General features: G+C 67.7%; 25 protein-coding genes. 7 read left to right on the top strand and 18 right to left on the bottom strand.

The features are described from left to right. Nucleotides 1-87: 87 nt before the first annotated feature. From AC1DR7_RS07510 to AC1DR7_RS07525, 4 genes are all read right to left on the bottom strand, one after another. A complete protein-coding gene (locus AC1DR7_RS07510; protein WP_457319025.1) occupies nucleotides 88-657 on the bottom strand; it encodes an XVIPCD domain-containing protein in 570 nt (189 codons plus the stop codon). After that, a complete protein-coding gene (locus AC1DR7_RS07515) occupies nucleotides 558-2,474 on the bottom strand; it encodes a peptidoglycan-binding domain-containing protein (protein WP_457319015.1) in 1,917 nt (638 codons plus the stop codon). The genes AC1DR7_RS07510 and AC1DR7_RS07515 overlap by 100 nt, the downstream gene beginning before the upstream one ends. A 53-nt stretch (nucleotides 2,475-2,527) precedes the next feature. Further along, complete coding sequence (locus tag AC1DR7_RS07520; RefSeq protein WP_457319016.1) at nucleotides 2,528-3,127, bottom strand: lysozyme inhibitor LprI family protein; 600 nt, start codon at nucleotides 3,125-3,127, stop codon at nucleotides 2,528-2,530. 182 nt (nucleotides 3,128-3,309) lie between these two features. Beyond that, nucleotides 3,310-3,930 (bottom strand): lysozyme inhibitor LprI family protein, encoded by a 621-nt coding sequence (locus AC1DR7_RS07525; RefSeq protein ID WP_457319017.1) that lies wholly within the window; start codon nucleotides 3,928-3,930, stop codon nucleotides 3,310-3,312. Between the two features lie 320 nt (nucleotides 3,931-4,250). On the opposite strand from AC1DR7_RS07525, the gene AC1DR7_RS07530 reads away from it, so the two are divergent. The 3 genes from AC1DR7_RS07530 to AC1DR7_RS07540 all read left to right on the top strand — a co-directional run bounded on the left by AC1DR7_RS07530 (nucleotide 4,251) and on the right by AC1DR7_RS07540 (nucleotide 6,277). Continuing rightward, nucleotides 4,251-4,625 carry a hypothetical protein gene (locus AC1DR7_RS07530; RefSeq protein ID WP_457319018.1) on the top strand — a complete coding sequence of 125 codons (375 nt, stop codon included), beginning with the start codon at nucleotides 4,251-4,253 and terminating at the stop codon, nucleotides 4,623-4,625. Nucleotides 4,626-4,703: 78 nt separating this feature from the next. Beyond that, nucleotides 4,704-5,663, top strand: coding sequence for a cation diffusion facilitator family transporter (locus AC1DR7_RS07535; protein ID WP_457319019.1), 960 nt, complete (start codon nucleotides 4,704-4,706; stop codon nucleotides 5,661-5,663). A gap of 158 nt (nucleotides 5,664-5,821) precedes the next feature. Beyond that, on the top strand, nucleotides 5,822-6,277 hold the full coding sequence (locus AC1DR7_RS07540) for a hypothetical protein (protein ID WP_457319020.1): 456 nt from the start codon (nucleotides 5,822-5,824) through the stop codon (nucleotides 6,275-6,277). A gap of 72 nt (nucleotides 6,278-6,349) precedes the next feature. Here the strand turns inward: AC1DR7_RS07540 and AC1DR7_RS07545 are convergent, their stop codons facing one another. Next, on the bottom strand, nucleotides 6,350-7,177 hold the full coding sequence (locus tag AC1DR7_RS07545) for a cupin domain-containing protein (protein ID WP_457319021.1): 828 nt from the start codon (nucleotides 7,175-7,177) through the stop codon (nucleotides 6,350-6,352). A gap of 112 nt (nucleotides 7,178-7,289) precedes the next feature. Between AC1DR7_RS07545 and AC1DR7_RS07550 the strand changes: the two genes are divergently transcribed. The 3 genes from AC1DR7_RS07550 (at nucleotide 7,290) to AC1DR7_RS07560 (ending at nucleotide 10,109) form a co-directional block, all read left to right on the top strand. Beyond that, nucleotides 7,290-7,715, top strand: coding sequence for an organic hydroperoxide resistance protein (locus AC1DR7_RS07550; protein ID WP_306175506.1), 426 nt, complete (start codon nucleotides 7,290-7,292; stop codon nucleotides 7,713-7,715). Between the two features lie 146 nt (nucleotides 7,716-7,861). Then, on the top strand, nucleotides 7,862-8,296 hold the full coding sequence (locus AC1DR7_RS07555) for a lysozyme inhibitor LprI family protein (RefSeq protein WP_478050946.1): 435 nt from the start codon (nucleotides 7,862-7,864) through the stop codon (nucleotides 8,294-8,296). A gap of 40 nt (nucleotides 8,297-8,336) precedes the next feature. Then, entirely contained in the window at nucleotides 8,337-10,109 is a 1,773-nt protein-coding gene (locus AC1DR7_RS07560; RefSeq protein ID WP_457319023.1) for a peptidoglycan-binding protein, read from the top strand. A 219-nt stretch (nucleotides 10,110-10,328) separates the two neighbouring features. On the opposite strand, the gene mmsB is transcribed toward AC1DR7_RS07560, so the two are convergent. From mmsB to AC1DR7_RS07585, 5 genes are read right to left on the bottom strand one after another with little or no spacing between them, the layout of a single operon-like run. Further along, a complete protein-coding gene (gene mmsB, locus AC1DR7_RS07565; RefSeq protein WP_478050947.1) occupies nucleotides 10,329-11,219 on the bottom strand; it encodes a 3-hydroxyisobutyrate dehydrogenase in 891 nt (296 codons plus the stop codon). After that, nucleotides 11,216-12,391, bottom strand: a complete 1,176-nt coding sequence (locus AC1DR7_RS07570) for an enoyl-CoA hydratase/isomerase family protein (RefSeq protein WP_457321619.1) — start codon at nucleotides 12,389-12,391, stop codon at nucleotides 11,216-11,218. The genes mmsB and AC1DR7_RS07570 overlap by 4 nt, the downstream gene beginning before the upstream one ends. Next, nucleotides 12,388-13,185: an enoyl-CoA hydratase gene (locus AC1DR7_RS07575; RefSeq protein WP_457321617.1), complete on the bottom strand. Its 798-nt coding sequence runs from the start codon at nucleotides 13,183-13,185 to the stop codon at nucleotides 12,388-12,390. The genes AC1DR7_RS07570 and AC1DR7_RS07575 overlap by 4 nt, the downstream gene beginning before the upstream one ends. Continuing rightward, complete coding sequence (locus tag AC1DR7_RS07580) at nucleotides 13,182-14,348, bottom strand: acyl-CoA dehydrogenase family protein (RefSeq protein ID WP_256775215.1); 1,167 nt, start codon at nucleotides 14,346-14,348, stop codon at nucleotides 13,182-13,184. Before AC1DR7_RS07580 ends, AC1DR7_RS07575 begins: the two co-directional genes overlap by 4 nt. 19 nt (nucleotides 14,349-14,367) lie before the next feature. Then, a complete protein-coding gene (locus AC1DR7_RS07585) occupies nucleotides 14,368-15,873 on the bottom strand; it encodes a CoA-acylating methylmalonate-semialdehyde dehydrogenase (RefSeq protein ID WP_457318241.1) in 1,506 nt (501 codons plus the stop codon). Between the two features lie 111 nt (nucleotides 15,874-15,984). Here AC1DR7_RS07585 and AC1DR7_RS07590 point away from each other — a divergent pair, with 111 nt between their 5' ends. After that, nucleotides 15,985-17,355 (top strand): helix-turn-helix domain-containing protein, encoded by a 1,371-nt coding sequence (locus AC1DR7_RS07590; RefSeq protein ID WP_457318242.1) that lies wholly within the window; start codon nucleotides 15,985-15,987, stop codon nucleotides 17,353-17,355. A gap of 218 nt (nucleotides 17,356-17,573) precedes the next feature. On the opposite strand, the gene AC1DR7_RS07595 is transcribed toward AC1DR7_RS07590, so the two are convergent. From AC1DR7_RS07595 to AC1DR7_RS07630, 8 genes are all read right to left on the bottom strand, one after another. Continuing rightward, nucleotides 17,574-19,499 (bottom strand): patatin-like phospholipase family protein, encoded by a 1,926-nt coding sequence (locus tag AC1DR7_RS07595; RefSeq protein ID WP_478050949.1) that lies wholly within the window; start codon nucleotides 19,497-19,499, stop codon nucleotides 17,574-17,576. A gap of 142 nt (nucleotides 19,500-19,641) precedes the next feature. Continuing rightward, nucleotides 19,642-20,181, bottom strand: coding sequence for a lipocalin family protein (locus tag AC1DR7_RS07600; protein ID WP_256775219.1), 540 nt, complete (start codon nucleotides 20,179-20,181; stop codon nucleotides 19,642-19,644). Between the two features lie 28 nt (nucleotides 20,182-20,209). Further along, nucleotides 20,210-21,283: a cyclopropane-fatty-acyl-phospholipid synthase family protein gene (locus tag AC1DR7_RS07605; RefSeq protein ID WP_457318244.1), complete on the bottom strand. Its 1,074-nt coding sequence runs from the start codon at nucleotides 21,281-21,283 to the stop codon at nucleotides 20,210-20,212. Beyond that, nucleotides 21,280-22,077: a DUF1295 domain-containing protein gene (locus AC1DR7_RS07610; RefSeq protein ID WP_256775221.1), complete on the bottom strand. Its 798-nt coding sequence runs from the start codon at nucleotides 22,075-22,077 to the stop codon at nucleotides 21,280-21,282. The genes AC1DR7_RS07605 and AC1DR7_RS07610 overlap by 4 nt, the downstream gene beginning before the upstream one ends. Then, a complete protein-coding gene (locus AC1DR7_RS07615; RefSeq protein WP_457318245.1) occupies nucleotides 22,074-22,631 on the bottom strand; it encodes a DUF2878 domain-containing protein in 558 nt (185 codons plus the stop codon). The genes AC1DR7_RS07610 and AC1DR7_RS07615 overlap by 4 nt, the downstream gene beginning before the upstream one ends. A gap of 1 nt (nucleotide 22,632) precedes the next feature. Next, nucleotides 22,633-23,889 carry an SAM-dependent methyltransferase gene (locus AC1DR7_RS07620; protein WP_256775223.1) on the bottom strand — a complete coding sequence of 419 codons (1,257 nt, stop codon included), beginning with the start codon at nucleotides 23,887-23,889 and terminating at the stop codon, nucleotides 22,633-22,635. Beyond that, the gene (locus tag AC1DR7_RS07625; RefSeq protein ID WP_457318246.1) at nucleotides 23,886-24,653 is read right to left on the bottom strand and encodes a DUF1365 domain-containing protein; all 768 of its coding nucleotides are present in this window, start codon (nucleotides 24,651-24,653) and stop codon (nucleotides 23,886-23,888) included. Before AC1DR7_RS07625 ends, AC1DR7_RS07620 begins: the two co-directional genes overlap by 4 nt. After that, the gene (locus AC1DR7_RS07630; RefSeq protein ID WP_457318247.1) at nucleotides 24,650-25,930 is read right to left on the bottom strand and encodes an NAD(P)/FAD-dependent oxidoreductase; all 1,281 of its coding nucleotides are present in this window, start codon (nucleotides 25,928-25,930) and stop codon (nucleotides 24,650-24,652) included. The genes AC1DR7_RS07625 and AC1DR7_RS07630 overlap by 4 nt, the downstream gene beginning before the upstream one ends. Nucleotide 25,931: the final 1 nt, after the last annotated feature.

Below are 25,931 nucleotides of genomic sequence, written 5' to 3' on the forward strand. Positions count from 1 at the left end.
GGGAAAGACCGGCATTGCCAGTGAGATCAATAGTTTACACCGCCGGCCTGAACAACACGGCCGGCGGCGTGGTCGCCCGCGGCGACGCTACTGTCCGCGTGCCCGGCTCTGCGCCTGCTCCTGTTCCTGTGCCTGCTGGCCGAACTGCTTGTCCAGATCCTCCACCTGCCGCGTGCTGGCTTCCACCGGCTGCGACACGGCCTGGGTGCGATCCACGAAGGTCCGCACCGAGGCCGGGTCGCCCACCGTGCCCTGCACCGCGAACAAGCCGCTGCCATCGGGCCGAGCAACCACGTGGTCGATCTGGCGCATGCCCGTGACCTTGCTTTCGTAGGCGAGCTGGCCGGCGGCGCGTTCGGTTTCCTGCGGGTTGGCGAACAGCGGCGCCAGACCTGCAGCGACCCGCTGCTGCTCCAGCACCTGCAGCTTTTCCAGCGCCTGCCCGAAGCGCGCATGCTCGGGATGGGACGGATCGCGCAGGCTCGGCGGCGCCGGCGGCGGTGCAATCGGGTCTGCCTTGGCCGGGGTCGCAGGCGTGGTCGGCTGGGCCCCCGCCCTTACCGCCGCCGGCGCGTCCAGCTGCGCCAGTGTCTTGCGGCCGACCTTGCCGTCATCGTCCAGGCCATTGGCAGACTGGAACTGTTTGACCGCCGCCAGGTGTCCTTGCCGAAGACACCATCGGCCGCCAGCGGCTTGCCGTCTGCGCCCTGATACCCCAGCGACGACAGCTTCCCCTGCAACGCCTTGACCTCGTCGCCGCGCTCGCCCTGGATCAGCACGCCATCGGCCATCGGGGTGGTCCGCGCGGCGTGCGCGGCCTGTGCTGCCTGCGGCCCCTGTGCGTGAACGGTGCCGCCCAAGGTGATGCGGTCGTTGAGCACATCGCCCAGATAGCGGCGGAACTGGTCCGGCTCCAGCTCGATATGCGCATGCACCGCACCCGGCGTGCCGGCATCGGACTGGCGGATCAACGGCGCACCGTACTCCACGAAGTCGCCGGTCTTGTACGGCGTGGTACCGCGCGCGCCATGCAGCACCTGGCCCACCAGTTCGCGCTGCGGGTCGCCCGGGGGATGGCTCCAGATGCTGATGGAGTTCCACTTGTCCGCGTTGACCTGGACGTAGCCGGCGACCGGGTTGGGGATCATCACGCGGCGGACGCCGTCCGGGTCGGTCAGGATCAGATCCTTGTGGACCAGCGGGATGCCATTTCTATCACCACGGGTACGAACAGTTTCCAGTTCGCCTTCCACGATCTGCGACGGGCGGTCGGCCTTGCTGGCGTTGCCGGTCCGCACCGCTTCGCTGTTGGCGTTGGGGTGGTGGATCTTCATCTCGCGATATGCCGCCTCACCCGACATGCCGTGGGCAATGACCCGGTTGGCGGTGACGTTGCCGAACGGTTCCACGAGGGTGATGCGGTCGCCCCCGGGCGCGGCGGCCGTCCTGGCGCCGCCGTGCTCGGCGCCAGGACTGGGCTGTCGCTGCGGCGGGACGGCCTCACTGCGTGGCGGCGTGGCCGCCGGCTCACGCACCGCGCCGGCCAGTGCGGCAAGCGTGGCACGCCCGGCTTTTCCATCCTCCTGCAGTCCCTGCGCTTTCTGGAACTCACGCACTGCGTGCTGTGTATTGGCGCCGAAATTGCCGTCAGGGTTCAACGCCTGCCCGTCCTTGCCGGTGTAGCCGGCCTGGACCAGCTTCTGCTGCAACGCCTGGACCTCGGCGCCCCGCTCGCCCTGCACCAGCATCCCATCGGCCATCGCTGCACGGCCGCCACGCGCTGCGGACGGACGATGCGCCGGCTCGCCGAAGGCCTGCTCGTAGCTCTTGCCCTGGTAATTCTGCGGCGCGTGGTTGACATGGTCGTAGCGAGCCAGGGAGACCAGCTCGGCCTTCTCATTGAGCGCGCGGTCGCGCAACGCGTCCCATTGTTTCGGGGAACTCTCGAAATGCCTTTGCACGTTGGCGTGCTTGTAATCCTGCACGGCACGCACGATCTGCTCATCGGTCAGCGCAGCGAGGTTGAAGTCTTTTCCATGCGCTTCGGCAAGCCCCTTCCGGAAAACCGGCAGGGTGAGTCCCCGATACTGCACCGATGTACTCCACAGCGCGTCCTGCACCGCCGGACCGCGCCCGGAGAGGTCCACGCCGGCCTTCTGCAGGCGGCTCATCTGAACGTCGTAATACTTGTGCTGGATGAAGTCGTGCTGGTCCTGTGCAAAGCCCGCAGGGTCGGCCTTGGCGACCTCTTTCCAGCGCTCGGTGAAAGCCGGTGTACCCGGCTGCAGACCCGCAAATCGGTTGCCGTAGCGGGAGCTCGCCACATACTCCGCCGCGCCGCCCACGTTGGTGGCGTACTGGTAGCTGCCGTACGACACGCCACCATGATCGCCTGCCCCGGTGGACACATGACCAGGACCACGGCCGCTGGTTTCAAAATGCGCGGAGGTCTGGCCGCGGTGCCAGTGTTCCATCCTTTGCTTTGCCTCAGTCACGACATCCATTTGCGGCACTCCTTCGCTGGGGTTTACTTCGACGTGATGGACGTGAGCTCATCGGCGCGGTTGGCCATGCGGTTGAGCCGGCACGATTGCGCATCCAGCATCTGACCCTGCCCCTCTTCTTCGGGGTTCCAGGTGCAATAGCGATCGGTGTCGTCCATGTAGGCCGCCTGCGCGTCCATCAGCGCATCCTTCTCCTTGCCATCCGGACCTTCCACGATCTTGGCGAACGCGGCGCGCAGACGGCTGCGCTGATAGGCGAACTCTTCATCGCCACACGCCTGCAACGCAGGCGTAGCACCTCCGCTGGCATCCACGCAGGTGTCGTACGACGGGCGGAGATTTGCCTTCCGGTAGGAATCATCGGGGCGGCGCGGCGACACGTCGTCGTCCATGGCAGCAGCGGCCGTGCTTTCAACCTCAGGGGCCTGCTGCGGGGCGGGCCGGTGCACCTCGGCAGGTCCGGACGTGGCAGCGCCGGGCGATGCGACCGCTCCTGCCGGCGTGGCCTGACCGGAATCGGATGCGTGACACGCAACCAGCCCGATGCTCAGGACCAGGGCCGTCCAGCGACGCCCGCCGACGATGGCGCGGTGACACTCAGAACCTTTGCGCAACATCTGCATTTTGTGCTTCTCCTTTTGAGTGCCAGACGGCGCCGGCACGACTGTCTACTGTCGTGTTTCCATTCTGCGCAGCTTCCTGTTGCGACGCTGCGATCCGGGGCCAGCGGGTTGCCGATTGCCCGCCGCGACACTGCTTCGGCCCAGGACCTCACCGGCGCGTCCCGAGTCTGCGTTGCGAGGGATCACCTCAACGTGAGCGCTTCCAGTTGATCGGCGCGATTGGCGGTACGGTTGATCCGGCACGACTGTGCATCCAGCATCTGGCCTTGGCCGTCTTCGGCCGGGTTCCAGCTGCAGTGACGTTTCGTATCGAGCATGTAGGCGGCCTGGTCGTCCATCACCTCATCCTTGAACCGACCATCCGGACCGTCGGCGATCTTGCCAAATGCCTCGACCATGCGGTGCTCCTGCCAGGCAAGCTCCTCATCGCCACACGCCTGCAACGCGGGCGTCACCGCATCGCTGGCATCCACGCACGCGCTGTAGTGCGGGCGCAGGTTGGCGCGGCGGTAGGAGTCGTCGGGGACATCGGGGCCCATATCCTCTGCCTCCATGGCGAGGTCGGCGGCGGACAGTCCATGGGATGGCTGCCCTGCGGCCTGCGCCTGTTGGGCGGCGGATGTCGGCACTGCCGCGGGCACCGGCGCGGCCGCGCTGGAGGAGGCAGCGGGGCCGGTCGGCGTGCCCTCGCCGGCGTGGGGGGCCTGGCAGGCAGCGAGGGAAAAGCCCAACGCCAAGGTCATCCAACGTCCCTTCCCGGAGCCGATGAATGGGATGTCCCTACGATTGCGCTCTGCATGCATTACCAACCTCTCCTTGTTGATGGCCGCATGGCCTGCCACATCAGCGAAACGCCGGACTGGCGTCCTGCCAGCGGCGACGCAGACGCGTCGTCGGAGCGATTGTAAATCACCCACGGCGAACGGGCTGACTTGGGCGCGCGGCCGCTGGCGGGCCCGCGCGAATCAGACGTGCCTGATGGATCGAGTGGGCGCATGCGGCTCCTAATCATCGGCTCGACGGATGAAAGGGACCCTGCATGCTCAGGATGTTGGTGATGGGAGGGGATGAGCGCAGGCGACAGGGCATTGCCCGATCCATTGGACGGCGCGGTCCCATCCGCGTGGAGCTCGCCGGACGCCTGGAATGCGGCATCGGCCTGCTGGAGTGGCGACGCTACGATCTTGTGGGCGCGTTCGCCGAGCGCCAGTTGGGGGCGCGCTTTGCCGAGGCCTGTGTGTTGCAGCAGATCGCGCCGCAGCTGGTGATCTTCGGGCAGTGGCTGCAGGGCGCGCGGCTCAGCGTTGAGAGCGACATGCGACGGGCCGGGCTGCCGCCGCCGATCTTCGTGCAGGGCACGGTCAATGAAGATGATCCGTCGGCGTTCTGGAAGTCGCTGGTCGGCAGTATCCTGCGCGGCAATGGCACGGGCGAGGTGCAGACGGCGCCATGCCGCGCGCCCCGTGCAGCAGGGGCGCGCGCCGAGGCCGGCGAATGACCTGGTCGCAGTAGTCTTCACCGCCGACCAGCGCAACAGCGGACAATGGGCCATCGCAGCCCCACGCCCAGAACACCCATGACTGCCCTGCTTCGCCCCCACACCTTCGACCCCACCACCGAGCAGGGCGTGCTGCGCCTGTCCATCGCCGCCTCGCTGACGATGGCCGCCGCGGCGGTGGGGTTCGGCCTGCTGGCCAACTCCTCGCTGATCATCTTCGATGGCATCTACGGGCTGATCGATGTGGTGATGACCTGGTTGTCGCTGCTGGTGGTACGCCTGATCAGCCTCTCCACGAACGTGGATGCCTTGCAGTCGCGCTTGAACCAGCGCTTCACCATGGGCTTCTGGCACCTGGAGCCGATCGTGCTGGGCGTAAGCGGCACGCTGATGATCGGGGCGGCGCTGTATGCAGCGGTCAATGCGGTGGATGCGCTGATGTCCGGCGGGCGCGAGATCGCGCTGGGGCCGGCGATCCTCTTCGCAGTGATCTCGATCGTCGCCGAAACCGGATTGGCGCTGTTCGTGCGCCGCGCGAACCGGTCCATCGGCTCGGAGTTCATCGCACTCGATGCGAAGAACTGGGTGGTGGCCGCGAGCATGTCCGCCGCCTACCTGGTCGCCTTCGTCGGTGGCTGGCTGCTGGGCGGAACACCGTGGGCGTGGCTGGTGCCGTACATCGATCCGGCGATCCTGCTGGTGGTCTGCCTGTTCGTGATGGTGGCCCCGCTGGGCACGGTGCGCCAGGCGCTGAAGGACATCCTGCTGATCACGCCGCTGGACCTGCAGGCGCACGTGGATGCAGTGGCGCGCGCCATCGTGGCCCGGCACGGTTTCCTCGAGTACCGCAGCTACGTGGCCAAGGTCGGGCGTGGCGAGCAGATCGAGCTGTTCTTCGTCGTGCGCGCCGATGACCCGCCGCGTGCGCTGATCGAGTGGGACCGGTTGCGCGATGAAATCGGCGAGGCGCTGGGTGAGGAGTCCACCGATCGGTGGCTGACGATCATGTTCACCACGGATCGGGAGTGGGCGATCTGACGCGCAGCCACCCGATAGGATCGGCAAAGGTGAGCCGGCTGCACGATCGAGACTCGGAATTGGGCGAAACGACGTCGCTGTCGTAGCTTCTTGATGCCGCCAGTTTTGCGCGGCGAAACACATTGAATTTTCGATGTGACGAAAAAGGAGCAGGCCCAATGAGAAAACAACTGCCCTTACTGCTTGCCATGTGCCTCACCACTGCCGGGATCGCGTCACTGTCATCGGCAGCGTCTGCATCGGGAACGACCGTCATGGTGATCAGTCACATCTACCAGGCAGAACAGGTCGAGGGCGCCAGAATTCTGGACTGGATCGCGGCCCGATCCCCGGATCGTGTGCCGATAGGCCGGAATGGTGTTGTCACTGTCGAACGGATGAGTCACTTCATCGGTGCGATACGTAGCGCATCGGACACCCCCTTGCCTCCCGGCGGTCTTCCCGAAACCGGTCATCCCGGCGGGCAACACAAAGTGGAGAACACGCTGCCTGATGGCACGCGCCAGAGCTGGAGCTACCGATGGGTGGAACCATCAAGCGGCCACGGCGGTCGCTGGGACCTGACTGGCTACACGTACCGGATGGGCCACGATTTCCCAACGGACCCGCGTTAACAGGCGTCGATGCGATAGACCGGCGGAACCTCGTCGGTTTATCCGCTGCGGTACTAAGCGGCGTACAGGTCTTCAAGCGTACAGAGCCTGCTTCCACTGCCGCGGTGAATGCCCGGTCTGCGCCTTGAACGCGCGCGACAACGCCGCCTCGCTGCCGTAGCCGACGTCCACGGCGATGCGCTTGAGCGGCTGCCCCTTGCGCAAGGCCTGCTGCACCAGCCGCGTGCGCCAGCCCTGCAGATACTGGCCCGGGGTACTGCCGATGGTGTCGCGGAAGCTGTCGGCGAAGGCGCTGCGCGACATGCCGGCGCGATGGGCGAGCGATTCCAGCGTCCAGTCATCGGCCGGGGCCTCGTGCATGGCCACCAGTGCGTGGCGCAGGCGCGGATGGGCCATGCCGGCGAGCAGTCCGACACGCAGTTGGCCGCTTTCCATCAGCGCGCGCAGGATCTGGATCAGCACCACTTCGAACAGACGGTCGAGCAGGGCCTGGCGGCCACAGCGCTGGGCGAAGGCTTCTTCGAACAGCAGCGACAGTACCGGCTGCCCACCGTACAACGCGTCCAGTGGCAGGCAGATCACCGCAGGCAGCGCGGCAGCGACGGGATTGTTGCCGCCGCCTTCGAACTGCAGATGCGCGCAGGCGAAATCGGCGCCGCGCCGGGCGTCGGTGACGAAGCGGTGGGCGAGCGGGCGCGGGTACAGCAGTACGCTGGGCCGGTCGATCTGCAGCACGCTGCCGTCGGCATGCTCCAGACGCACCTGTCCGTCGCGGATGAGGTGCAGCTGGCCGCGTTCGCCGTCGGCGGCCAGGTCGTTGATGCCGCACAACGGGCCGGCGTGGAAGACCTCGGCGCTGACCGCAAAGCGGCTGAGCAGGGATTGCAGGCGATCGACCATGCTGGACTCTTGATCAAGTTTGGTAGACGAAATGTAACCCACCGTACCCAAGGATGGGTCAAAGTACCCCTGCCAACTGGCTCACCCCCCGTCCATCCCGCAGGAGATTCCCATGTCCATCGAAACCATTCTGTACACCGCCACTGCCACCGCCACCGGCGGCCGTGAAGGCCACGCCACCTCCTCCGACAACGTGCTGGACGTGCAGCTGTCCACCCCGCGCGAGCTGGGCGGCGCCGGCGGCCCGGGCACCAACCCGGAACAGCTGTTCGCCGCCGGCTATTCGGCCTGCTTCCTGGGCGCGCTGAAGTACGTGGCTGGCCAGGCCAAGGTCGCCCTGCCGGCCGAAACCACGATCACCGGCAAGGTGGGCATCGGGCAGATTCCGACCGGCTTCGGCATCCAGGCCGAGCTGCAGATCAACGTGCCGGGCCTGCCGCGCGAGCAGGTCGAAGAACTGGTGCAGAAGGCCCACATCGTGTGCCCGTACTCCAACGCGACCCGCGGCAACATCGATGTGACCCTGACCGTGCTCTGAGCRCGGCACAAGCGGTTCTGATCGGCCTGCGGCGGGCCGGGCGATGCCCGGTCCGCCGCAGTGGTTTTCGCCGTCAATCATGTGACGGCAGCCGTCAGACAGGCTTCGTATACTCGGCCACCAACGATGGAATGGTGGAGCACTACATGCTGGCCCAGTACACCCGTATTCCCCTGCGCGCCCTGCTGCTGGCAGGCCTAGTGGCCAGTGCCACCGCGACCGCTGCAACCGCGGCGGCCCCCGCCGCCTCCAAGGGCGTCAGCGCGACCTACACCAGCTGCGAACAACGCGCCCACGGTGCGATCGAACAGGCTGCGTGCATCTCCCAGGAGAAGACCCGCCAGGACCAGCGCCTGAACCGGGTCTACAAGCAGTTGCAGGCACGCCTCGATGCGCCGCGCAAAGCCAAGCTGGTCGCCGCGCAGCGCGCCTGGCTGACCTCGCGCGATCTCGATGGCCGCCTGGAAGCGGTGCTGTATGACGATTCGCAGCCCGGCAACCTCCAGGGCAGCCAGACCGACATGCTGCGCCTGAGCGCACGCGCCGACCAGTTGCAGCGGTACCTCGATCTGCTCGACTGATCGCAGGCGCCTCCTCTCCTACGACACAAGGATGTATGTCATGCCCACCAACATCGACACGCACAATCTGGATGCCACCTCCGGCGCGGTGTATTTCTCCGTCGGGCGTGGCACCGAAGGCGGACCGGCTTCCTACCACCTGGCCATTGCCGGCATCACCCAGGGCCTGCGCGAGCCGGACTGGGGCGTGGTCGGCAGCGTGGCGCAGAACAGCGGCTACAGCCTGGGCGCGATCCAGGTCGACTTCGGCCAGCGTGGCCGATGGCCGGTGGGCGCGATCGAAAGCCGCCCGCTGCAGGCCGGCGAGCAGACCTACGTGGATGCGGTGATCGACCAGGCGCAGGCCTATGCGAAGAGCCACAACCTGCCCTTCACCGAGGACCGCGCCGACCTGCGTGCGGACCTGCTCAGCCATGGCAATGGCCTGCAGGGTCGCAGTTCGATCCGCTTCCTCGATGAAGGCACCCGCGACAGCATCAACGCGTGGGCCGGGTCGAACGAAGGCAAGCAGTGGATCCACAGCCACATCGATTATCCGCAGGTGCGCAACGCGACCAAGACCGCGATGGACATCGTGGATGCGCATGGCAGCCAGATTACCGAGGCGCACCGCTTCGAGGCGATCAGCCTGCTGGCCAAGACCGCCAACCAGCTCCCCAGCCAGCTGCCGCGACTGCAGAAGGTGCTCGAGGACGGCGGCGACTACCAGGCGCTGCGCGACGAAGCCAGCGACATCCGTTCCCGCTACCGCTACTACGACGGGCCCAAGGCCGCCGACATCGCGGTGGGTTACGAAGATGCCTACGCGACCAACAAGGACGCGATGGATCGGGCGCACACCAAGGTGAGCAGCCCGGACTATTCGCCCGGTGGCGAGGGCCGCGATCCGGACATCCGCACCGCGCTGGAGCACATCCAGCCGGCCAGGCCCGCTGCGGCGTCGCAGGTGCTCAAGGAAGGGTCGCAGGGCAAGCAGGTGGGCAAGCTGGAAGCCAATCTATCGGTGCTGGGCTATACCGATGCCGAGGGCAAGGCACTGAACGCGGACAAGCGTTTCGATGCCGATACGCGCCAGGCGGTGGAAGCGTTCCAGCGCGCGCACGGGCTGGAGCCGGTGGATGGCAAGGCCGGCCCGGCAACGCTGGCGGCGATCGACCGTGAGGCGCGCCAGCTGCAGACCGAGCTGGCCGCGCAGGGTCATACCGACGCCAAGGGACGGCCGCTCGGCGTCGATGGTCACCTGGGCGCGGGCACCCGCGAAGCCGTGACGTCCTACCAGACCGCGCATGGTCTGGAGGCCACGGGCGTGGTCGATGCGGCCACCCGCGCGGCGATGGCCACGCCGGCCGCGCCACAGCGCGATGGCGCGCAAGTACCTGCTGCGGCACCCACCCAGCCTGAAGGCACTGGCGTGCGCCCGTTGTCCGATCCGGGCAATCCGCAGCACGTGCTGTACATGGAAACGCTGATGCGCGTGCATGAAGCCGAAGCGGCACGCGGCATTCCCTCCGGCCAGCACAGCGAACGCCTGGCCGGCGCGCTGACCGTGGAAGCGGTACGCGCCGGGCAGCACACCATCGACCGGGTGGAGTTCAACCAGGACGGTTCGATGGCGCGCACGGTGCAGGCCAATGCGATGCGCGACGAATCGGCGTTGAACCGCAACGGGGCGCCGGTGCCGACCGCCGAGGCGGTGAACCAGTCCCTGCAGGACAGCAGCGAGCGTGCGCAGGTCGCCGGTGACCAGCAGCGCGAGCAGCGCCAGATCGACCAGCAGACCCAGCAGCACGGTCCGCGCACCGCGATGGCCTGAACCGCCTGCAACAAAAATGGGCGGCTACCTGGCGTTGAAGCCGGGAAACCGCCCATCCCACCGCGGTGGATCCCGGGGCACTGCCACGGGATGCGTCTGGTTCCGGGGCACCGACCGATGGCCGATTCCCAGGGGATTCCCCGGTGGTGCCGGCCGCTGGCCGGCTCCACGCATACTTCAGGGTTCACGAGGTTGCCGCCCAACGGCCGGCACCACCCGTTATTTTTCGTTCGCGATCAGCTGCACGACGCTGGAGAAATCCAGCTTGCCGCGGCCGGCCTGGTGGTTCATCGAATACAGGTTGCGGGCCAGTTCGCCCAGCGGGATGGAGGCACCGACGCTCATCGCCGCTTCCACCGCCAGGCCCATGTCCTTGAGCATCAGGTCACTGCCGAAACCGCCGCTGTAGCCGCGCGATGCCGGTGCGTTTTCGAGTACACCCGGCCACGGGTTGCACACTTCGGTGGCCCAGCTGCGGCCGGTGCTGACCGCCATCATCTGCGAGAGCACCTTCGGGTCCAGCCCGTGGGCCACGCCGAGGGCGATCGATTCGCCGGTCACGGCCATGATCACGCCAAGGGCCATGTTGTTGCACAGCTTGGCGACCTGGCCGGCACCGCTGGCACCAACGTGGAAGATGTTCTTGCCCATCGCCTGCAGCAACGGGCGCGCGCGCTCGAGCGCATCGGCTTCGCCACCGACGATGAAGGTAAGGGTGCCGGCCTGGGCGCCGGCGGTGCCGCCGGAGACCGGCGCGTCCAGCATCTGCAGGCCACGCGCGGCAGCGGCCTCGGCGACCTTGCGCGCGGTGGCCGGGGCGATCGTGCTGCAGTCGATGACCAGCGCGCCGCCGGGGATGTCGGCGAGCAGGCCATCATCACCGAGGTAGACACCTTCGACATGGCGGCTGGCCGGCAGCATTGAGATCACGATCTCGGCGTCGGTCAGCGTATCCAGCGCGGAGTGCGCGGCGGCGGCGCCGGCGTCGACCGCCGCCTGCACGGCGGCAGGCACCAGGTCGAACACGCGCACGGCGTGGCCAGCCTTGGCCAGGTTGGCGGCCATCGGGCCACCCATGTTGCCCAACCCGATGAATGCAATACGGCTCATGCGAGGCTCCTTTCAGGAACGGTGGTACCGAGGTCGGCGAGCGGATGCGCGGCGTCAGACCAGGGGGATGCGAAGAAGGTCTGGGCCCACGGCGCGGTGGCGTCAGCCAGGGCGCGTGGCTGCCACTGCGGGTTGCGGTCCTTGTCGATCAACAGGGCGCGGATGCCTTCGGCGAAATCGCCGTGGGCGGCGGCATGCAGGGCGGCGATGTACTCGAGGCGATAGACCTCGGCCAGCGACAGGCCCTCGGCCAGGCGCTGCAGCTCGAAGGCAAGCCGGGCCGAGCCGGGCGCACCGGCGGCGAGCATGGCCTGTGCGGTTTTCAGCCAGGCGTCCTCGGTCTCCAACGCGAGGACCGCATCGACGATGGCAACCACATCGTCGCCGTCACACAGCGCATCGATGGCGGCCGCGTTGCGCAGCAGCGGGCCGGTGGCCGCGTCGCTGGCATGCTGCTGCAGCAGTGCGCTGAGCTGGTCGTGGTTACGCTTGGCCTCGGTGCTCCAATGCACCTCGGCGAGGGCGGCGAGCACGGCCTCGCGCTGCGCCTCGGCGATGTGGATATCGGCCAGGCCGGCATAGATGGCATCGCCGGCATTGAGCGGTGCGCCAGTCAACGCCAGGAACAAGCCGCCCCGGCCCGGCACGCGCGGCAGCAACCAGCTGCCGCCCACGTCGGGGAACAGGCCCACGGTGATCTCAGGGAACGCCAGCCTGGAGCGCTCGCTGACCACGCGGTGGCTGGCGCCGGACATCAGTCCGATGCCACCGCCCATGACGATGCCATGGCCCCAGCACAGGATCGGCTTGGGATAGGTGTGGATGGCGTAATCGACGCGATACTCGACGTCGAAGAATTCGGCGGCATAGACGTTGTCGCGGATGTCGGTGCTGCCGCTGGCGCGGTAGTCGACCATGCTGCGATACAGGCTGTGCAGGTCACCGCCGGCGCAGAAGGCTTTCTCGCCCGCGCCCTGCAACACCACCAACGCGATGCCGTCATCGTTGGCCCAGGCCTGCAGCCGCTCGCGCAGCAGGTGCGCCATCGGCAACGAGAAGCCATTGAGCGTGCGCGGGGCATTGAGCGTGGCGATGCCGATGCGCGTGCCATTGTCGGCAGCGCGCTCTTCGAACAGCACCGGTGCTTCGTCGCTGGCGTCGGCGCTGCTCATGCGTTCTTCCACTGCGCGGCGCGCTTTTCCAGGAAGGCGCTCACGCCCTCGACCTGGTCGGCGCTGTCGAACAGATCGACGAAGGCTTCGCGCTCGGCCACCAGCGCCGAGCCATGGGTGCCGGTGCGGGTGGCCTGCACCAGGGTCTTGCAGGCGGCGATGCTGGTCGGGCTCTGCTTGCCGGCCTTGTGCGCCCACTCCAGCGCCAGCGCCTTGGCGGCACCCTTGCCGACCTTCTCTTCGACCAGGCCGATGCGCAGCGCGGTGTCTGCATCGATGCGCTCGCCGAGCAGGATCATGCGCTTGGCCCAGCCTTCGCCGACCAGGCGCGGCAGGTTCTGGGTGCCGCCGGCGCACGGCAGCAGGCCGACGGTGGCCTCCGGCAATGCAACCTGGGCGTGTTCTTCGATGATGCGCAGGTCGCAGGCCAGCGCACATTCCAGGCCGCCGCCCATCGCATAGCCGTTGATCGCGGCGATGGACACGCCACGGAAACCGGACAAGGCTTCAAAGGCTTCACCGAAGCGGCGTGCGGCTTCGCGTGCGGCAGCCTTGTCGCCTGACGCGAACTGCTTCAGGTCGGCACCGGCCGAGAAGAACTTCTCGCCGTCACCGGTGATCACCAGGGCGTAGATGGCCTTGTCGGCATTGAGCGCACCAACCAGGTCGCGCAGCGCGGACAAGCTGTGCACGGTCCAGGTGTGGGCCGGCGGCTTGTTGAGCGTGATGACCGCGACGTGGCCGTCGGCCTCGACCTTCAGGCCGACATGTTCATGCGTACGCCAATCCATCATCGCAGTTCCTCTTCGGTGTTGAGCAGGTGGCGGGCCACGATCACCCGCATGATCTCGTTGGTGCCTTCCAGGATCTGGTGCACGCGCGAATCGCGCAGCAGACGTTCGATCGGGTATTCGCGGATATAGCCGTAGCCACCGTGGATCTGCAGCGCCTCGTTGCAGATGTTGAAACCGGCATCGGTAGCGAAACGTTTGGCCATGGCGCACCACACGTTGGCATCGCTGGCCCCGGCATCGAGCTTGCGCGCGGCGGTGTGCACCATCTGGCGCGCGGCGACCAGTTCGATGGCCATGTCGGCCAGCTTGAACTGCAATGCCTGGAACTCGGCCAGCGCCTTGCCGAACTGGCGGCGCTCGCCCATGTAGCGGCGCGCCGCATCCAGTGCGCCCTGGGCCGCACCCAGCGAGCAGGCGGCGATGTTGATCCGCCCGCCATCCAGACCCTTCATGGCCAGCTTGAAGCCGCCACCCTCCTCTCCCAACAGGTGGCTGACCGGGACGCGCACGTTCTCGAAGGTGATGCCGCGGGTGGGCTGGCTGTTCCAGCCCATCTTCTCTTCCTTGCGGCCGTAGCTGATGCCCGGCAGGTCGGCCGGCACCGCGATCGCGCTGATGCCACCTGCGCCGGCACCGCCGGTGCGCGCCATCACCACCAGCAGTTCGGTGGCACCGGCGCCGGAGATGAAGGCCTTGGACCCATTCAACACGTAGTGGTCGCCATCGCGCACCGCGCTGGTCTTCAGCGAGGCTGCATCCGAGCCGGCACCTGGCTCGGTCAGGCAGTACGAAGCCAGCTTGGTGCCGGACGAGAGGTCTGCACCCCACTCCGCACGCAGGCTCTCCTGGCCCCACTTGGCCACCATCCACGACGCCATGTTGTGGATGCTGACATAGGCCGCCGTGGACGGATCCACGTTGGCGAGCTCCTCGATGACGACGGCGGCATCCAGACGGCTCAAGCCGCTGCCACCTACCTCGGGGTCCATGTACAAACCGCAGAACCCGAGTTCCCCTGCCTTGGCGATCGCCTCGCGCGGAAAGATGCCCTCCGCATCCCATCGCGCGGCGTGMGGCGCCAGTTCGGCCTGGGCGAAGTCGCGCGCGGCTTCTCTATAGGCCTGCTGCGCTTCGTCGAGTTCCGTCGTCATCGAGTGGCTCATGGTCGAACTCCGTTGTTGCTTACTTCAGGCTGATGGTGGTGTTGACGCCATGACCCAGCGTCTCGTCATCGAACCAGCGCGAGGTGATCGTCTTGGTCTGGGTGTAGAACATCACCACCTGCTTGCCGTACGGGCCCAGGTCGCCGAGCTTGGACGCGCGCGAACCGGTGAACGAGAACAGCGGCACCGGCACCGGGATCGGCACGTTGATGCCGACCTGGCCGACGTCGATGTCTTCCTGGAACTTGCGCGCGGCCGCACCGGACTGGGTGAACAGCGCGGTGCCATTGCCGTTCGGGTTGGCGTTGATCAGTGCGATGGCGTCTTCCAGCGTCTCCGCTTCCAGGATCACCAGCACCGGCCCGAAGATTTCCTCGTCGTACACGCGCATGCCCGGGGTGACGCCGGCGAAGATGGTCGGGCCAACGAAGTTGCCCTTCTCGAAGCCGTCCACCTGCGGGTTGCGGCCGTCGAGCACCAGCTTGGCGCCCTGCTCCACGCCCGAGGCGATCAGGCCTTCGACGCGTTCACGCGCGGCGCAGGAAATCACCGGGCCGACATCGGTACCGCTGACGCTGCCCGCGCTGACCTTGAGCGTCTTCGCCTTGGCGACCAGGTCCGGCACCCACTCCCGCGCTTCGCCGACCAGCACCAGGGTGGAGGCGGCCATGCAGCGCTGACCGGCGGCCCCGAAGGCAGCGCCAACCATCGCGTTGAGGCTCTGTTCCTTGTTCGCGTCCGGCAGCACCACGGCGTGGTTCTTGGCGCCCATCATGCACTGCACGCGCTTGCCGGCCAGCGAGGCGCGGTTGTACACGTGGGTGCCGACGCGGGTGGAACCGACGAACGAGACGGCCTTGATATCCGGGTGGTCGCAGATCGCGTTGACCACGTCTTCGCCGCCGTGGACGACGTTGAGCACGCCCTTGGGAATGCCCGCCTCCAGCGCCAGTTCGACCAGGCGCATGGTGACCATCGGGTCCTGTTCGGACGGCTTGAGGATGAAGGTGTTGCCGGTGGCGATGGCCATCGGGAACATCCACAGCGGAATCATCGCCGGGAAGTTGAACGGGGTGATGCCCGCGCACACGCCCAGCGGCTGCAGCAGGGTGTAGGTGTCCACGCCGTTGGCCACGTTGTTGGCCAGTTCGCCGAGCTGCAGGTTGCCGATGGCGGCAGCGTGCTCGACCACTTCCAGGCCGCGGAACACATCGCCTTCGGCGTCCGGCACGGTCTTGCCCTGCTCGGCGCTGAGGATGTGGGCCAGCTCGCTCATGTTCTCGCGGATCAGCTGCTGGTACTTCAGGAAGATGCGCGCGCGGGTGCCGATCGGGGTCTTGCGCCAGGTCTTGAAGGCTTCTTTGGCAGAGGCCACGGCGGCATCGACTTCACCGGGGGTGGCGAACGGCACCTGGGCCAGCACGTCCTGGGTGGCCGGGTTGACCACGTTCTGCCAATGCGAGCTGGTCGATTCGATGAACTGGCCATCGATCAACATGCGGATACGGGGCGCTGCAACAGTCATGGACAATCCCGGCGGGTCGAAAGTTGTTGGCATTATTCACAGTGCCACCCTCGATTTCCGGCCTGTATGCGCTTAATCTGGCCAATGCCCGCTACGATTCTTGTGAATTCTGTGAATAGCCAGCCCGTCCAACGCCAGATCGGCCTGCGCCTGCTCAAGCTGCGCGAGCAGCGCGGCTACAGCCAGATCGCGCTGGCGCGGGCATTGGGGTTGTCGGCCAGTTACCTGAACCAGATCGAGCGTAACAAGCGCCCGCTCACCCCCGCGGTGCAGGCCAGGCTGCGTGAGGTATTGGGCGACGTTACCGACCTGTTCGACGTAGATGAGCCCGGCGCGCTGCAGGAGGCGCTCGGCGAGACGCTGCGCGACCTGGGCCTGGACGATGTAAGCAGCACCGAGCTGCGCGCGATGGCCGGCAACCTGCCACAGGTGAGCCGCGCCCTGCTCGACCTGCACCGCCGGCACCTGATGCTGCGCGAGCATGCCGCCGCGCTGGAGTTCCAGCTGGGCGATGTGCATGCCGGGCAGGCGTTACCGGCCGGGGACCAGGTGCGCGACTTCTTCAACCGCATGCACAACCACATCCCCGAGCTGGACGACCTGGCCGAGCAGTTGTTCGGCGAGTGGGGGCTGGTGGCCGGGCATGTCGCCCCCCGCCTGCGCCAGCTGCTGGCCGACCGCCACGGCGTGCTGGCCGAAGTGGCGCCGCTGCAGGCCGGGCGCGAGAAGCGGGTCTACGATGGCGGCAGCCGCACGCTGTGGCTGCCGGACTATCTGGAACCGGGCCAGCAGGCGTTCCAGATGGCGGCCGAGCTGGCGTTGCTGGGCTATGCAGCGCAGATCGATGCGGTGATCGCGCGCGCGGGCTTCCGCGACGCCGAGCAGATCGCGCAGGCGCGGATCGGCATGTCCAACTACTTCGCGGGTGCACTGGTGATGCCGTATGCGCAGTTCCTGCGCGCCGCCGAGCACAGCGCCTACGACATCGATGCGCTGGCCCATCGCTTCGGCGTGGGCTTCGAGGCCGTCTGCCATCGCTTGAGCACGCTGGCGCGACGCAGCGCACCCGGCCTGCCGTTCTTCTTCATCCGCGTGGACCGCGCCGGCAATGTCTCCAAGCGGCATTCGGCCACCGATTTCCACTTCTCACAGGTGGGCGGCTCGTGCCCGCTGTGGATCGTCTACGAGGCGTTCAACCAGCCCGGCCGGGTGCTGACCCAGACCGCGCGCATGCCCGACGGGCGCCGCCACTTCTGGCTGGCGCGGCAGGTAAGCAGCGGTCCGATCGGGCATGGGCAGCCGCGCAAGACCTTCGCCGTGGCGCTGGGCTGCGATCTGCAGCATGCCGAGCGGCTGATCTATTCGCGCGGCCTGGACATCCAGAGCCCGGGCAACTCGGTGTCGATCGGGCCGGGCTGCCGGGTGTGCCCGCGCGAAGATTGCATGCAACGCGCCTTCGCGCAGCTGCCCGGCCGCAGGTAGAGTCGACCGTTGGCCGACTTGCATCCAGCGCCAGGAAGGCTCGACCCACCGTAGAGTCGACCGTTGGTCGACTACCCTCCGACGCCAGGAAGGTTCGACCCCACCGTAGAGTCGACCRTTGGTCGACTACCCTCCGACGCCAGGAAGGTTCGACCCCGGTGCGAAGAGCAGCCGACCAACGGTCGGTTTTACCGGATCGGGAAGCGCGCTGTCCCGGCTCAATAAATCGGCGTGACCTTCATCTGCGGCAGCGGGCGCGGGGCGCCTTCGGTGAGGTCCGGGCCGAGGTCTTCCCAGTGCTGGCCCTGCTCGACCATGTGCCGCCACAACCGCTGCGATTCACGCCGTTTGTCCTCCGAGGTCAGCCGGTACGACGGCGGGGGCGGTTCGCCGAGGGCCACGGTCTGGTAGGCGTCGGTCCAGGCCGCCACACGCTGGTCGGGGTCGTCGGTGCGCGCGATTTCCAGCGTGTAGCGCTGGTAGGCCGAGGCCAGGTTGCGCCAGCGGATCCAGTAGTGGTTCTGGAAGGAGAACCCGCAGAAGCGTTCACCGGCCACGCTGCCCTTGGCGGCGATGCGGCCAAGCACATCCTGCGGCATGTCCAGGTTCATGCCGCCTTCGTCGCCGTGCAGCGATACGTGCACGATGCGGTCGCGGTAACCGGGCGCGCGGGCCTGCAGCACGTCGCGCCAGTTCTGCATGGTCGACACGATGGAAAACAGGAAGCCGGCCATCTCCGCCGCGGCGAGCGGCTGGGCGATGGCATGGTAGCTGCGCTGCCAGCCCTGGCGGTTTTCGGTGGGCAGGAACACCGCCTGTTCGATCGGGTCCTTGCCCATGTCCAGCACGCTGACCGCGTCGGCATGGCGCGGATACACCAGGTTGATGCCGAAGGTGGGCCAGCGTGGCAACGCGGCGTCGAACAGGTGGATGGGGAAGTTGCTGCTGATGCCGCCATCGGAGAACCAGCACACGCGGAAGGCGGTGATCGCCGGGCCGCAGTTCTGCCCGCCGCGGGTCAGCCCTTCCATGCTCTCGGCGACGGTACTCTTTTCGCGTCTCGTTGCTGTCTCCACCGCGGGCTCACAACGCCGCTCGCGTCGCGCCGGCTCATGCAACGGCACCGCGCTGATCAGCAGCGGGAAGCTCAGGCTCATGCGCGTGGCCACCAGCACCGGCAGCCGGTCCCCATCCACCAGGCGGTAATAGTCGCGCCCGTCGATGTGCTCGGGCGCGCCGGCCTGTGCCATCAGCCAGTCCACCACGCTGGCCGGGAACAGCTGGGCGAACTCCTCGCGCACGAACCAGAAGTGCGCGGCACTGAACGGCAGCGTGCGCGGCTCGGTATGCGAGATGCAGGTGGTGATCATCTTCAGGCTGATCGCCTGCTCGGCAGCGGGTTCGCCGAGGTAGCGTGGCGCCTGGTGCAGGTCGCCAAAGGTCAGCGGTTGTCCCAGGGGTTTGCCCGACAGCGTCTGCAGGCGCTCGTGCAGCCAGTCGGTCAGCGCGGGCGTGGCAGCGCCGGCCTGGGTGCTGCCATCGCACAGGCCGAGCAGGTTGCGCCGCGCCACCCGTGCCACCCGCAGCGCCGACGCCAGCACGCCGGCGCCGTACGCGCACAGCAGCGACGGCAGCAACGTGGCCAGTACCCCGTCCACGCCGGCGGCCAGCCAGCCGATACCGAGCAGGACGACCAGGGAGGCCAGCAGTTCGAGCGGTGCGATCGCGAACACCGCCGCGAGCAGGCAGGCGATCTTGCGCGGCAGGCTGGATTTGCCGGTGAGCATCACCAGCAGCCGGTAGGCGGTGCGCGCGCCGGGGGCTGGCTGGAACAGGCTGTAGATGAAGCCGCGCGTGGACAGTTGCGCCGATACCGCCGCCAGCCCGGGGAAGCCCACCTCATCGGCCACCGCCTCGCCGCTGTGGCGACGACGGTCGCCACACGCCGCGGCCGCGGCAACGGCCGCGGCGATCGCCCCGGCCGAGGTGCCGCCGATGTTCTTGAAGCGGTACTGGCGGGCCAGCGACAGCACCGCGTTGGGATACACGATGCCGCTGGTGATGCCGCCCTTCATGACCAGATCGCAGTACTTGTCCGCCACGTCGCGCCCTCTGTCCACCCACCGCGCGCCCTGCCCGCGCATGCCCCCGTCCGTGGGCCTCCGGCGCCTCCGTGCTGCTGCAGTGTGGCGCCCGCGTGTGCCCGCACGGTGACGGGATGTTCAAGCGGGGCCAGGGGGACAGTATCGCCGACGGTCTTCTCAGGGCCTGAGAACGGCGCCGCCGTTACGGCTGCTTCACGCCGCCGGACTGCGGTACCCGCCGCAGCTTGGACAGGTCGTAGCCGAGCGCGGCGATACGGGCGGTGGCCTTGTTGTAGTCGGCGTCGGACATCTTCGGCGTGCGCGACATCAGCCACACGTAATCGCGCTTGCTGCGTCCGACGATGGTCTGCTGGTAGTCCGCGTCCAGGTAGACGATCACGTACTCGGCCTTGATCGGCCAGATGAACTGCATGCCCCACTCGGCCCCGTTCGTGCCCGGCTTCACCGTGCCAACCGGATGCATGGTCTTGACCGGTGCATCGAAGCTGCCCTTGCGGTAGCGGAAGGTAGTCTGGATGCGACCGTCCGGGCGCAGTGCATACGACTCGACCGCATCGAAGGCGTTGCGCTCGGGTCGGCTGGGGATATGCGCGATGACGTACCAGTCGCCCATGAAGCGCGGTACGTCCACTTCGGCCACCGGTGGGATGGGACGGGTGTTGCCGCCGCAGCCTAGCATCAGGCTGGCCAGCAGCAGCGGAACGACGGCACGGATCGACATGGCGATTTCCTCGGGGGACGTGGGATGTTCACGGGCGGGCGAACAGGTAATGGGCCACTTGCCACTGCTGGCCATTCTGGTAACCGAACAGTTCGGCACAGGCCATCCAGAACATGCGCCAGCGCTGCGCCCACAGCGCTGCCGACGGCGCGCCGTAGCATTGGCGCATGACCTCCAGCACGGCATCGCGCTCGCGATCCTGGTTGGCCAGCCAATGGTTGGCGGTGCGTTCGTAATGGGTACCGTCGAGCAGCCAGCGCTGCTGAAGGTGCAGGTGCTGCTGGAAGCACAGCAGGGTATCGGCGGCCGGCATCAGGCCACCGGTGAAGAAATGGCGGCCCATCCAGTTGTCTTCGCCGTCGGTCTCGAAGGGGTACATCAGCGTGCGATGCACGAAGATGTGCACGAACAGCTTGCCCTCCGGACGCAGCCAGCCGTGGATGCGCTGCAGCAGCTGCTGGTAGTTGCGCATGTGCTCGAACATTTCGATGGAGACGCAGCGGTCGAACGTCCCTGCGCCCAGCGTGAGGTGGTTGACGTCGCGGGTGAGCACGGTGACGTTGACCAGGCCGCGCAGGCGGCACTGCGCCTGGATGTGCTCGCGCTGGCTGTTGGAGTTGGACACGGCGGTGATGCGCGCATTCGGATAGTGCTCGGCCATCCACAGCGTCAGCGAGCCCCAGCCGCAGCCCAACTCCAGGATGTCCTGGCCATCGGCAAGCTGCGCGCGTTGCCCGTACAGCGCCAGCATCGCCTCTTCCGCTTCGTCCAGGGTCTCGGTGCCGGTGGGGTAGTAACAGCTGCTGTACTTGAAGCGCTTGCCCAGGCACAGCTCGAAGAAGCGCGCCGGCACTTCGTAGTGCTGGCGGTTGGCGGCATCCACGTGCAGCGCCACCGCGCTGTGCGAGAGCCCGGCGATGCGCTCGGCGAAACGCTGCGACTGTGCCTCCTGGCCACCGGCCAGTTCCTCGCGCAGGCGCTGCTCGCATTGGCGGCGGATACCCAGGCGCAGCAGCGCGTCTGGCAGCAGGCCGCGCTCGGCCAGGCCGGTCAGGCCTGCGGCGTGGTCGGGCGCGGGCAGGTAGTCACTGGCGGCATTCACGGGGACGGCTCCTTGCGGGGGTGCGATGTGCGGGAGGGAAACCAGGGGAACAGCATCGGCGTGGTGCGCTGGTACTCGCGGTAGTCCTCACCGCGCGTCCGCAGCGCCTGCGCCTCGGTGAACGGAATGCCGCTCACCCAGCGCAGGAACACGTACATCACCAGCGGGCCGGACCACGCCAGCCACCACAGCGGCGACTGCACCGCCAGCAGCACGTAGGTGAACCAGTGCAGCCATTCGAAGAAGTAGTTGGGATGGCGCGAGTAGCGCCACAGGCCGTCGCGGCAGGTCTTGCCCTTGTTGGCCGGATTGGCACGGAAGCGCGCCAGCTGGCGGTCGGCGATGGCTTCGCCACCGACACTGAGCAGCCAGACCGCCACCGCGCCGATGATCCAGCCGATCCCATCGCGCTGCGGGTTGTGGGTGACCGCCACGAACGGCAGCGCGAACAGCACGATCAACAGCGCCTGGAACTGGAAGAAGCCGAAAATCTTGCCTTGGTGGCCATTCCAGTGCTTGCGCAGGTGCTGGTAGCGCCCATCCTCGGGTTCGCTGCGTACGCGGTGCCACAGATGCAGGGCCAGCCGCGATCCCCACAGCCCGCCCAGCACCGCCAGGGTGATGCGCGGCGCGGCGGCACCGTCGCCAAGCAGGGCCAGCAGCAGCGCCGAGGCGCCCACGCCTTTGGCCCAGAGCACATCGACCACGCCGATGTTCTGGTGGCGACGCTGCCACCACCACCCCCAGCTCATGATCACCGCGGCATACAGCCACACCCACCACAACAGCTTCATGCGTGTTCTCCCGATCCATCAGTAAGGGGGCGCGAGGGCGTGCGCTGCCAGTGGCGCGCGCAGGCCGCCAACAAGGGCAACGCCATCGACCAGCCGATGCCGAGCAGGACCACGCCGCGCCAGTGCGGTTCACTGAAGCTCACCGATGCCCAGCCACGGGCGGCGGACAGGTACGCCAGCGGTGCCAGCAGCAGACCGACCAGGGCGGCGATGCGCAGGTGCCGCTGCAGCACGGCAAAGGACACCGTCAGGGTCATCGCGAACGCGGCCCACAGTGCCAGGATCCACACCGGCGCCAGCCAGGCCGGATCGTTGCCGGCGGCGTACCGCACCCAGCCCGAGCCGGCAGCCACGCCATCCACCAGCAGCCCGCACAGCAGGGCCACGCCGAGCAGCCGGATCTCGACACCGGGCTGCGGCGACAGCGCCAGCTGGCTGCCCACGTACACCGCCGCCGCCAGCAGCGCCGGCCAGCGCAGGCCGTGCCCCGCGCCGATCACCGCACACAGCCACACCAGCTGGTTGCCGATCACGTTGGCCCAGAAGCGCAGCATCTCAGGCGGCCGTTCCGGCCAGCGGCGGGCGATGGCCCGGGCGCGCCATCAGCAGGTGCGAGACGCCGATCGAACGTTCCAGGAAGCCGCCTTCGCAGTAGGCCAGGTAGAACTCCCACATCCGGATGAAACGCTCATCGAAGCCCTGCGCCCGCACCGCCGGCAGCTGCGCCAGAAAGCGCTGCCGCCAGTCGCGCAGGGTCAGCGCGTAGGACTGGCCAAAGTCGTGCTGGCCGATCAACTGCAGATCGCTGCTGCGGGTCTTGGCGGCGATGATCGCGTTGATCGAGGGAATGAAGCTGCCGGGGAACACGAAGCGCTTGATGTAGTCCACGCTGCGCCGCGCCTGTTCGTAGCGCTGGTCTTCGATGGTGATGGCCTGCAGCAGGGCCAGCCCGTCCGGCTTGAGCAGGCGGGTGAGCGTGCCGAAGTAGGTGTCCAGGTACTGCGCGCCGATCGCCTCGATCATCTCGATGGAGACCAGCTTGTCGTATTGGCCTTCCAGGTCGCGGTAGTCCTTGAGCAGCAGCGTCACCTTGTCCTGCAGGCCGGCCGCTTCGACGCGCTTTTTGGCCAACGTGTACTGCTCCACCGAGATGGTGGTGGTGGTGACGTGGCAGCCGATCTCGGCGGCGGCGTACAGCGCGAAGCCGCCCCAGCCGGTACCGATCTCGACCACGTGGTCCTCGGCGGTGAGCTGCAGCTGCTCGCAGATGCGCGCCAGCTTGCGTCGCGAGGCGACCTCCAGCGGGTCGCTGGGCGCGGCATACAGGGCCGAGGAGTACATCAGGTCGCTGGACAGGAACAGCGAGAAGAACGGATTGCCCAGGTCGTAGTGCGCGGCGATGTTGCGGCGGCTGCCTTCGCGGGTGTTGCGGCGCAGCCGGTTCCAGCCTTTGAGCAGCCAGCCGCCCACGCGCGCCACGCCACGCTCCATGCCATCGAGCAGGTCGCGGTTGCGCACCAGCAACTGCACCAGCGCGACCAGGTCGCTGCACCGCCAGTCGCCACGGATGTAGGCCTCGCCGGCACCGACGCTGCCCTGCGCGGCCACCGCGCGGTAGAACGCCGGATCGTCCACCCACACGGTGACGCGCAACGGCGCGGCGGGATCGCCCAGCAGCACGTCGCCGGCCGCATCGCGCAGCTGCAGGCAGCCATCGTGCAGCGGGGCGAGCTGGGCCAGCAGGCGCGTGCGCAGGAAGCGCTCCAGCGCGCTGGGCATCGGCAGCGCGGCAGGCCGGGTCATGTCGTTCATGGGCGTTTTCCAGCAAGCGAAGGGTGGTCGTGGACGGGGTTGCGCTTGAGCCACAGCCGCAGGGCCTGCCAATGGATGGCCGCCACCACCTGCAGGGTCATCAGCGGATAGCGCAGCAGCACGCCGGCCAGGCCGGCACCGGTAAGGGGACGCCGCTGCAGCACCAGGTCGGCGTCGAACTGGCGCGTCCCCTCGCGCCAGACCTGCATGTGCACGTGCAGGTCATCGCCCGGGGCGGTAAAGCGCCAGCGGTAGCGGCAGTCCATCTGCATGAACGGGGACACGTGGAACTGCTTGTCGAATTCCCAGGCCAGCGCGCGGCCCTGGGCATCGGCACTGGTCACCGGCAGCACGTAGGCGTGCCGCTCTTTCCACGGCGTGTTGGTGATTTCGGCAACGATGCACTCCAGCGTGATGCCGTCGGCGGCGTAGCAGTAGTAGAAGCTGACCGGGTTGAACACATGGCCGGCGTAGCGCAGGTGGGTGAGCAGGCGGATCGGCCCCGATGGCGCGCGGCCCAATGCCTCGGTGATGCGCGCACGGACTGCATCGGCCAGTGGCTGATCGGGATCGCCGAGATAGTCGCTGCGGCGGAACTCGGCCACGTTGCGGCGACCCACCGACCACAGCCAGCGCCGTTGGAACACGGTGTCCAGCTCATCCAGGTCGAGCAGCAGCTGCGCCACCGGATAGCCGAAGGCGTGCGCGTGCGGCGCGTGCCGGCGATGGCGCATCCGACCGCGATACAGCGCACTGGCGGTCATGCCGGCAGGGCCTGCGACAGCGGCCAATACGACTCGGCATCGAGCGTCTGCAGCGCATCGACCACGCGCCGCGCACTGCGGATGCCGTCTTCGTGGAAGCCCCAGCCCCAGTACGCGCCGGCAAACCAGGTGCGGCGCCGTCCCTGGATCTCGGCCCAGCGCTGCTGCGCACGCACCATGGCATGGTCGTGCACCGGATGGGCGTACTGCAGCTGGCGCAGCACCTTGCTCGGGTCGATCGCCGCGGTGCGGTTCAAGGTGACCACCAGCGGCGTGGGCGTATCGATGCCCTGCAGCTGGTTCATCAGGTAACTGACCGTGCACGGCGCCAGCGGGCTGGCCGGCACATGCGCGTTCCACGCCGCCCACGCCTTGCGGTTGCGGGGCAGCAGGCTTGCATCGGTATGCAGGACGACCTCGTTGGGCTGGTAGCGGATCGCGCCGAGCACGCTGCGTTCGGCCGCGTCCGCATCGGAGAGCAGCGCCAGCGCCTGGTCGCTGTGGCAGGCCAGCACCATCTGGTCGAACCCCTCCAGCCCGGCCGCACTGTGCACGCGCACGCCATGTTCGTGACGCTCCACCCCGAACACCCGGCAATCCAGCCGCTCGCGGACCTGCCAGCGCCGGCGCATCGCCTCGATGTAGCGCGACGACCCGCCCTGCACCACCCGCCACGGCGCCCGGCCGCTGACCTGCAGCATCTGGTGGTTGGCCATGAACTGCACCAGGTAGCGCGCGGGGAACGCGGTGAGGCTGGCGGTCGGCGAGGACCACAGCGCAGAGGCCATCGGCAGCAGGTGCTCATCGATGAACGCACGGCCGTACTTGCCGGCGCTCAGGTAGTCGCCGAGCGACGGGCCCTCGTCGTCACCGAGCAGCAGCGCGGGCGCCTCGCGATAGAAGCGGCGCAGGTCGGCCAGCATGCCCCAGAAGCGCGGCGAGACCAGGTTGCGGCGTTGGCAGAACAGTCCGTCCAGCGAGGTGGCGTTGTATTCCAGCCCACTGCGCTCGCTATGCACCGAAAAACTCATCGTGGTCGGCTGCGAGGCGACGTTGAGCTCATCGAACAACGCGCTCAACAGCGGGTAGTGCAGCGGGTTGAACACGATGAAACCGGTGTCCACCGCCTGCGTGCGGCCGTCCACGTGTACCTGATGGGTGTGCGTGTGGCCGCCGAGATAGTCGTTGGCCTCGAACAGCGTCACTTCGTGCTGCTGGCCCAGCCACCAGGCACTGGCAAGGCCGGCGATGCCCGATCCGATGACTGCGATGCGCATG

It is taken from the genome of Stenotrophomonas sp. P5_A9, from assembly GCF_056400525.1.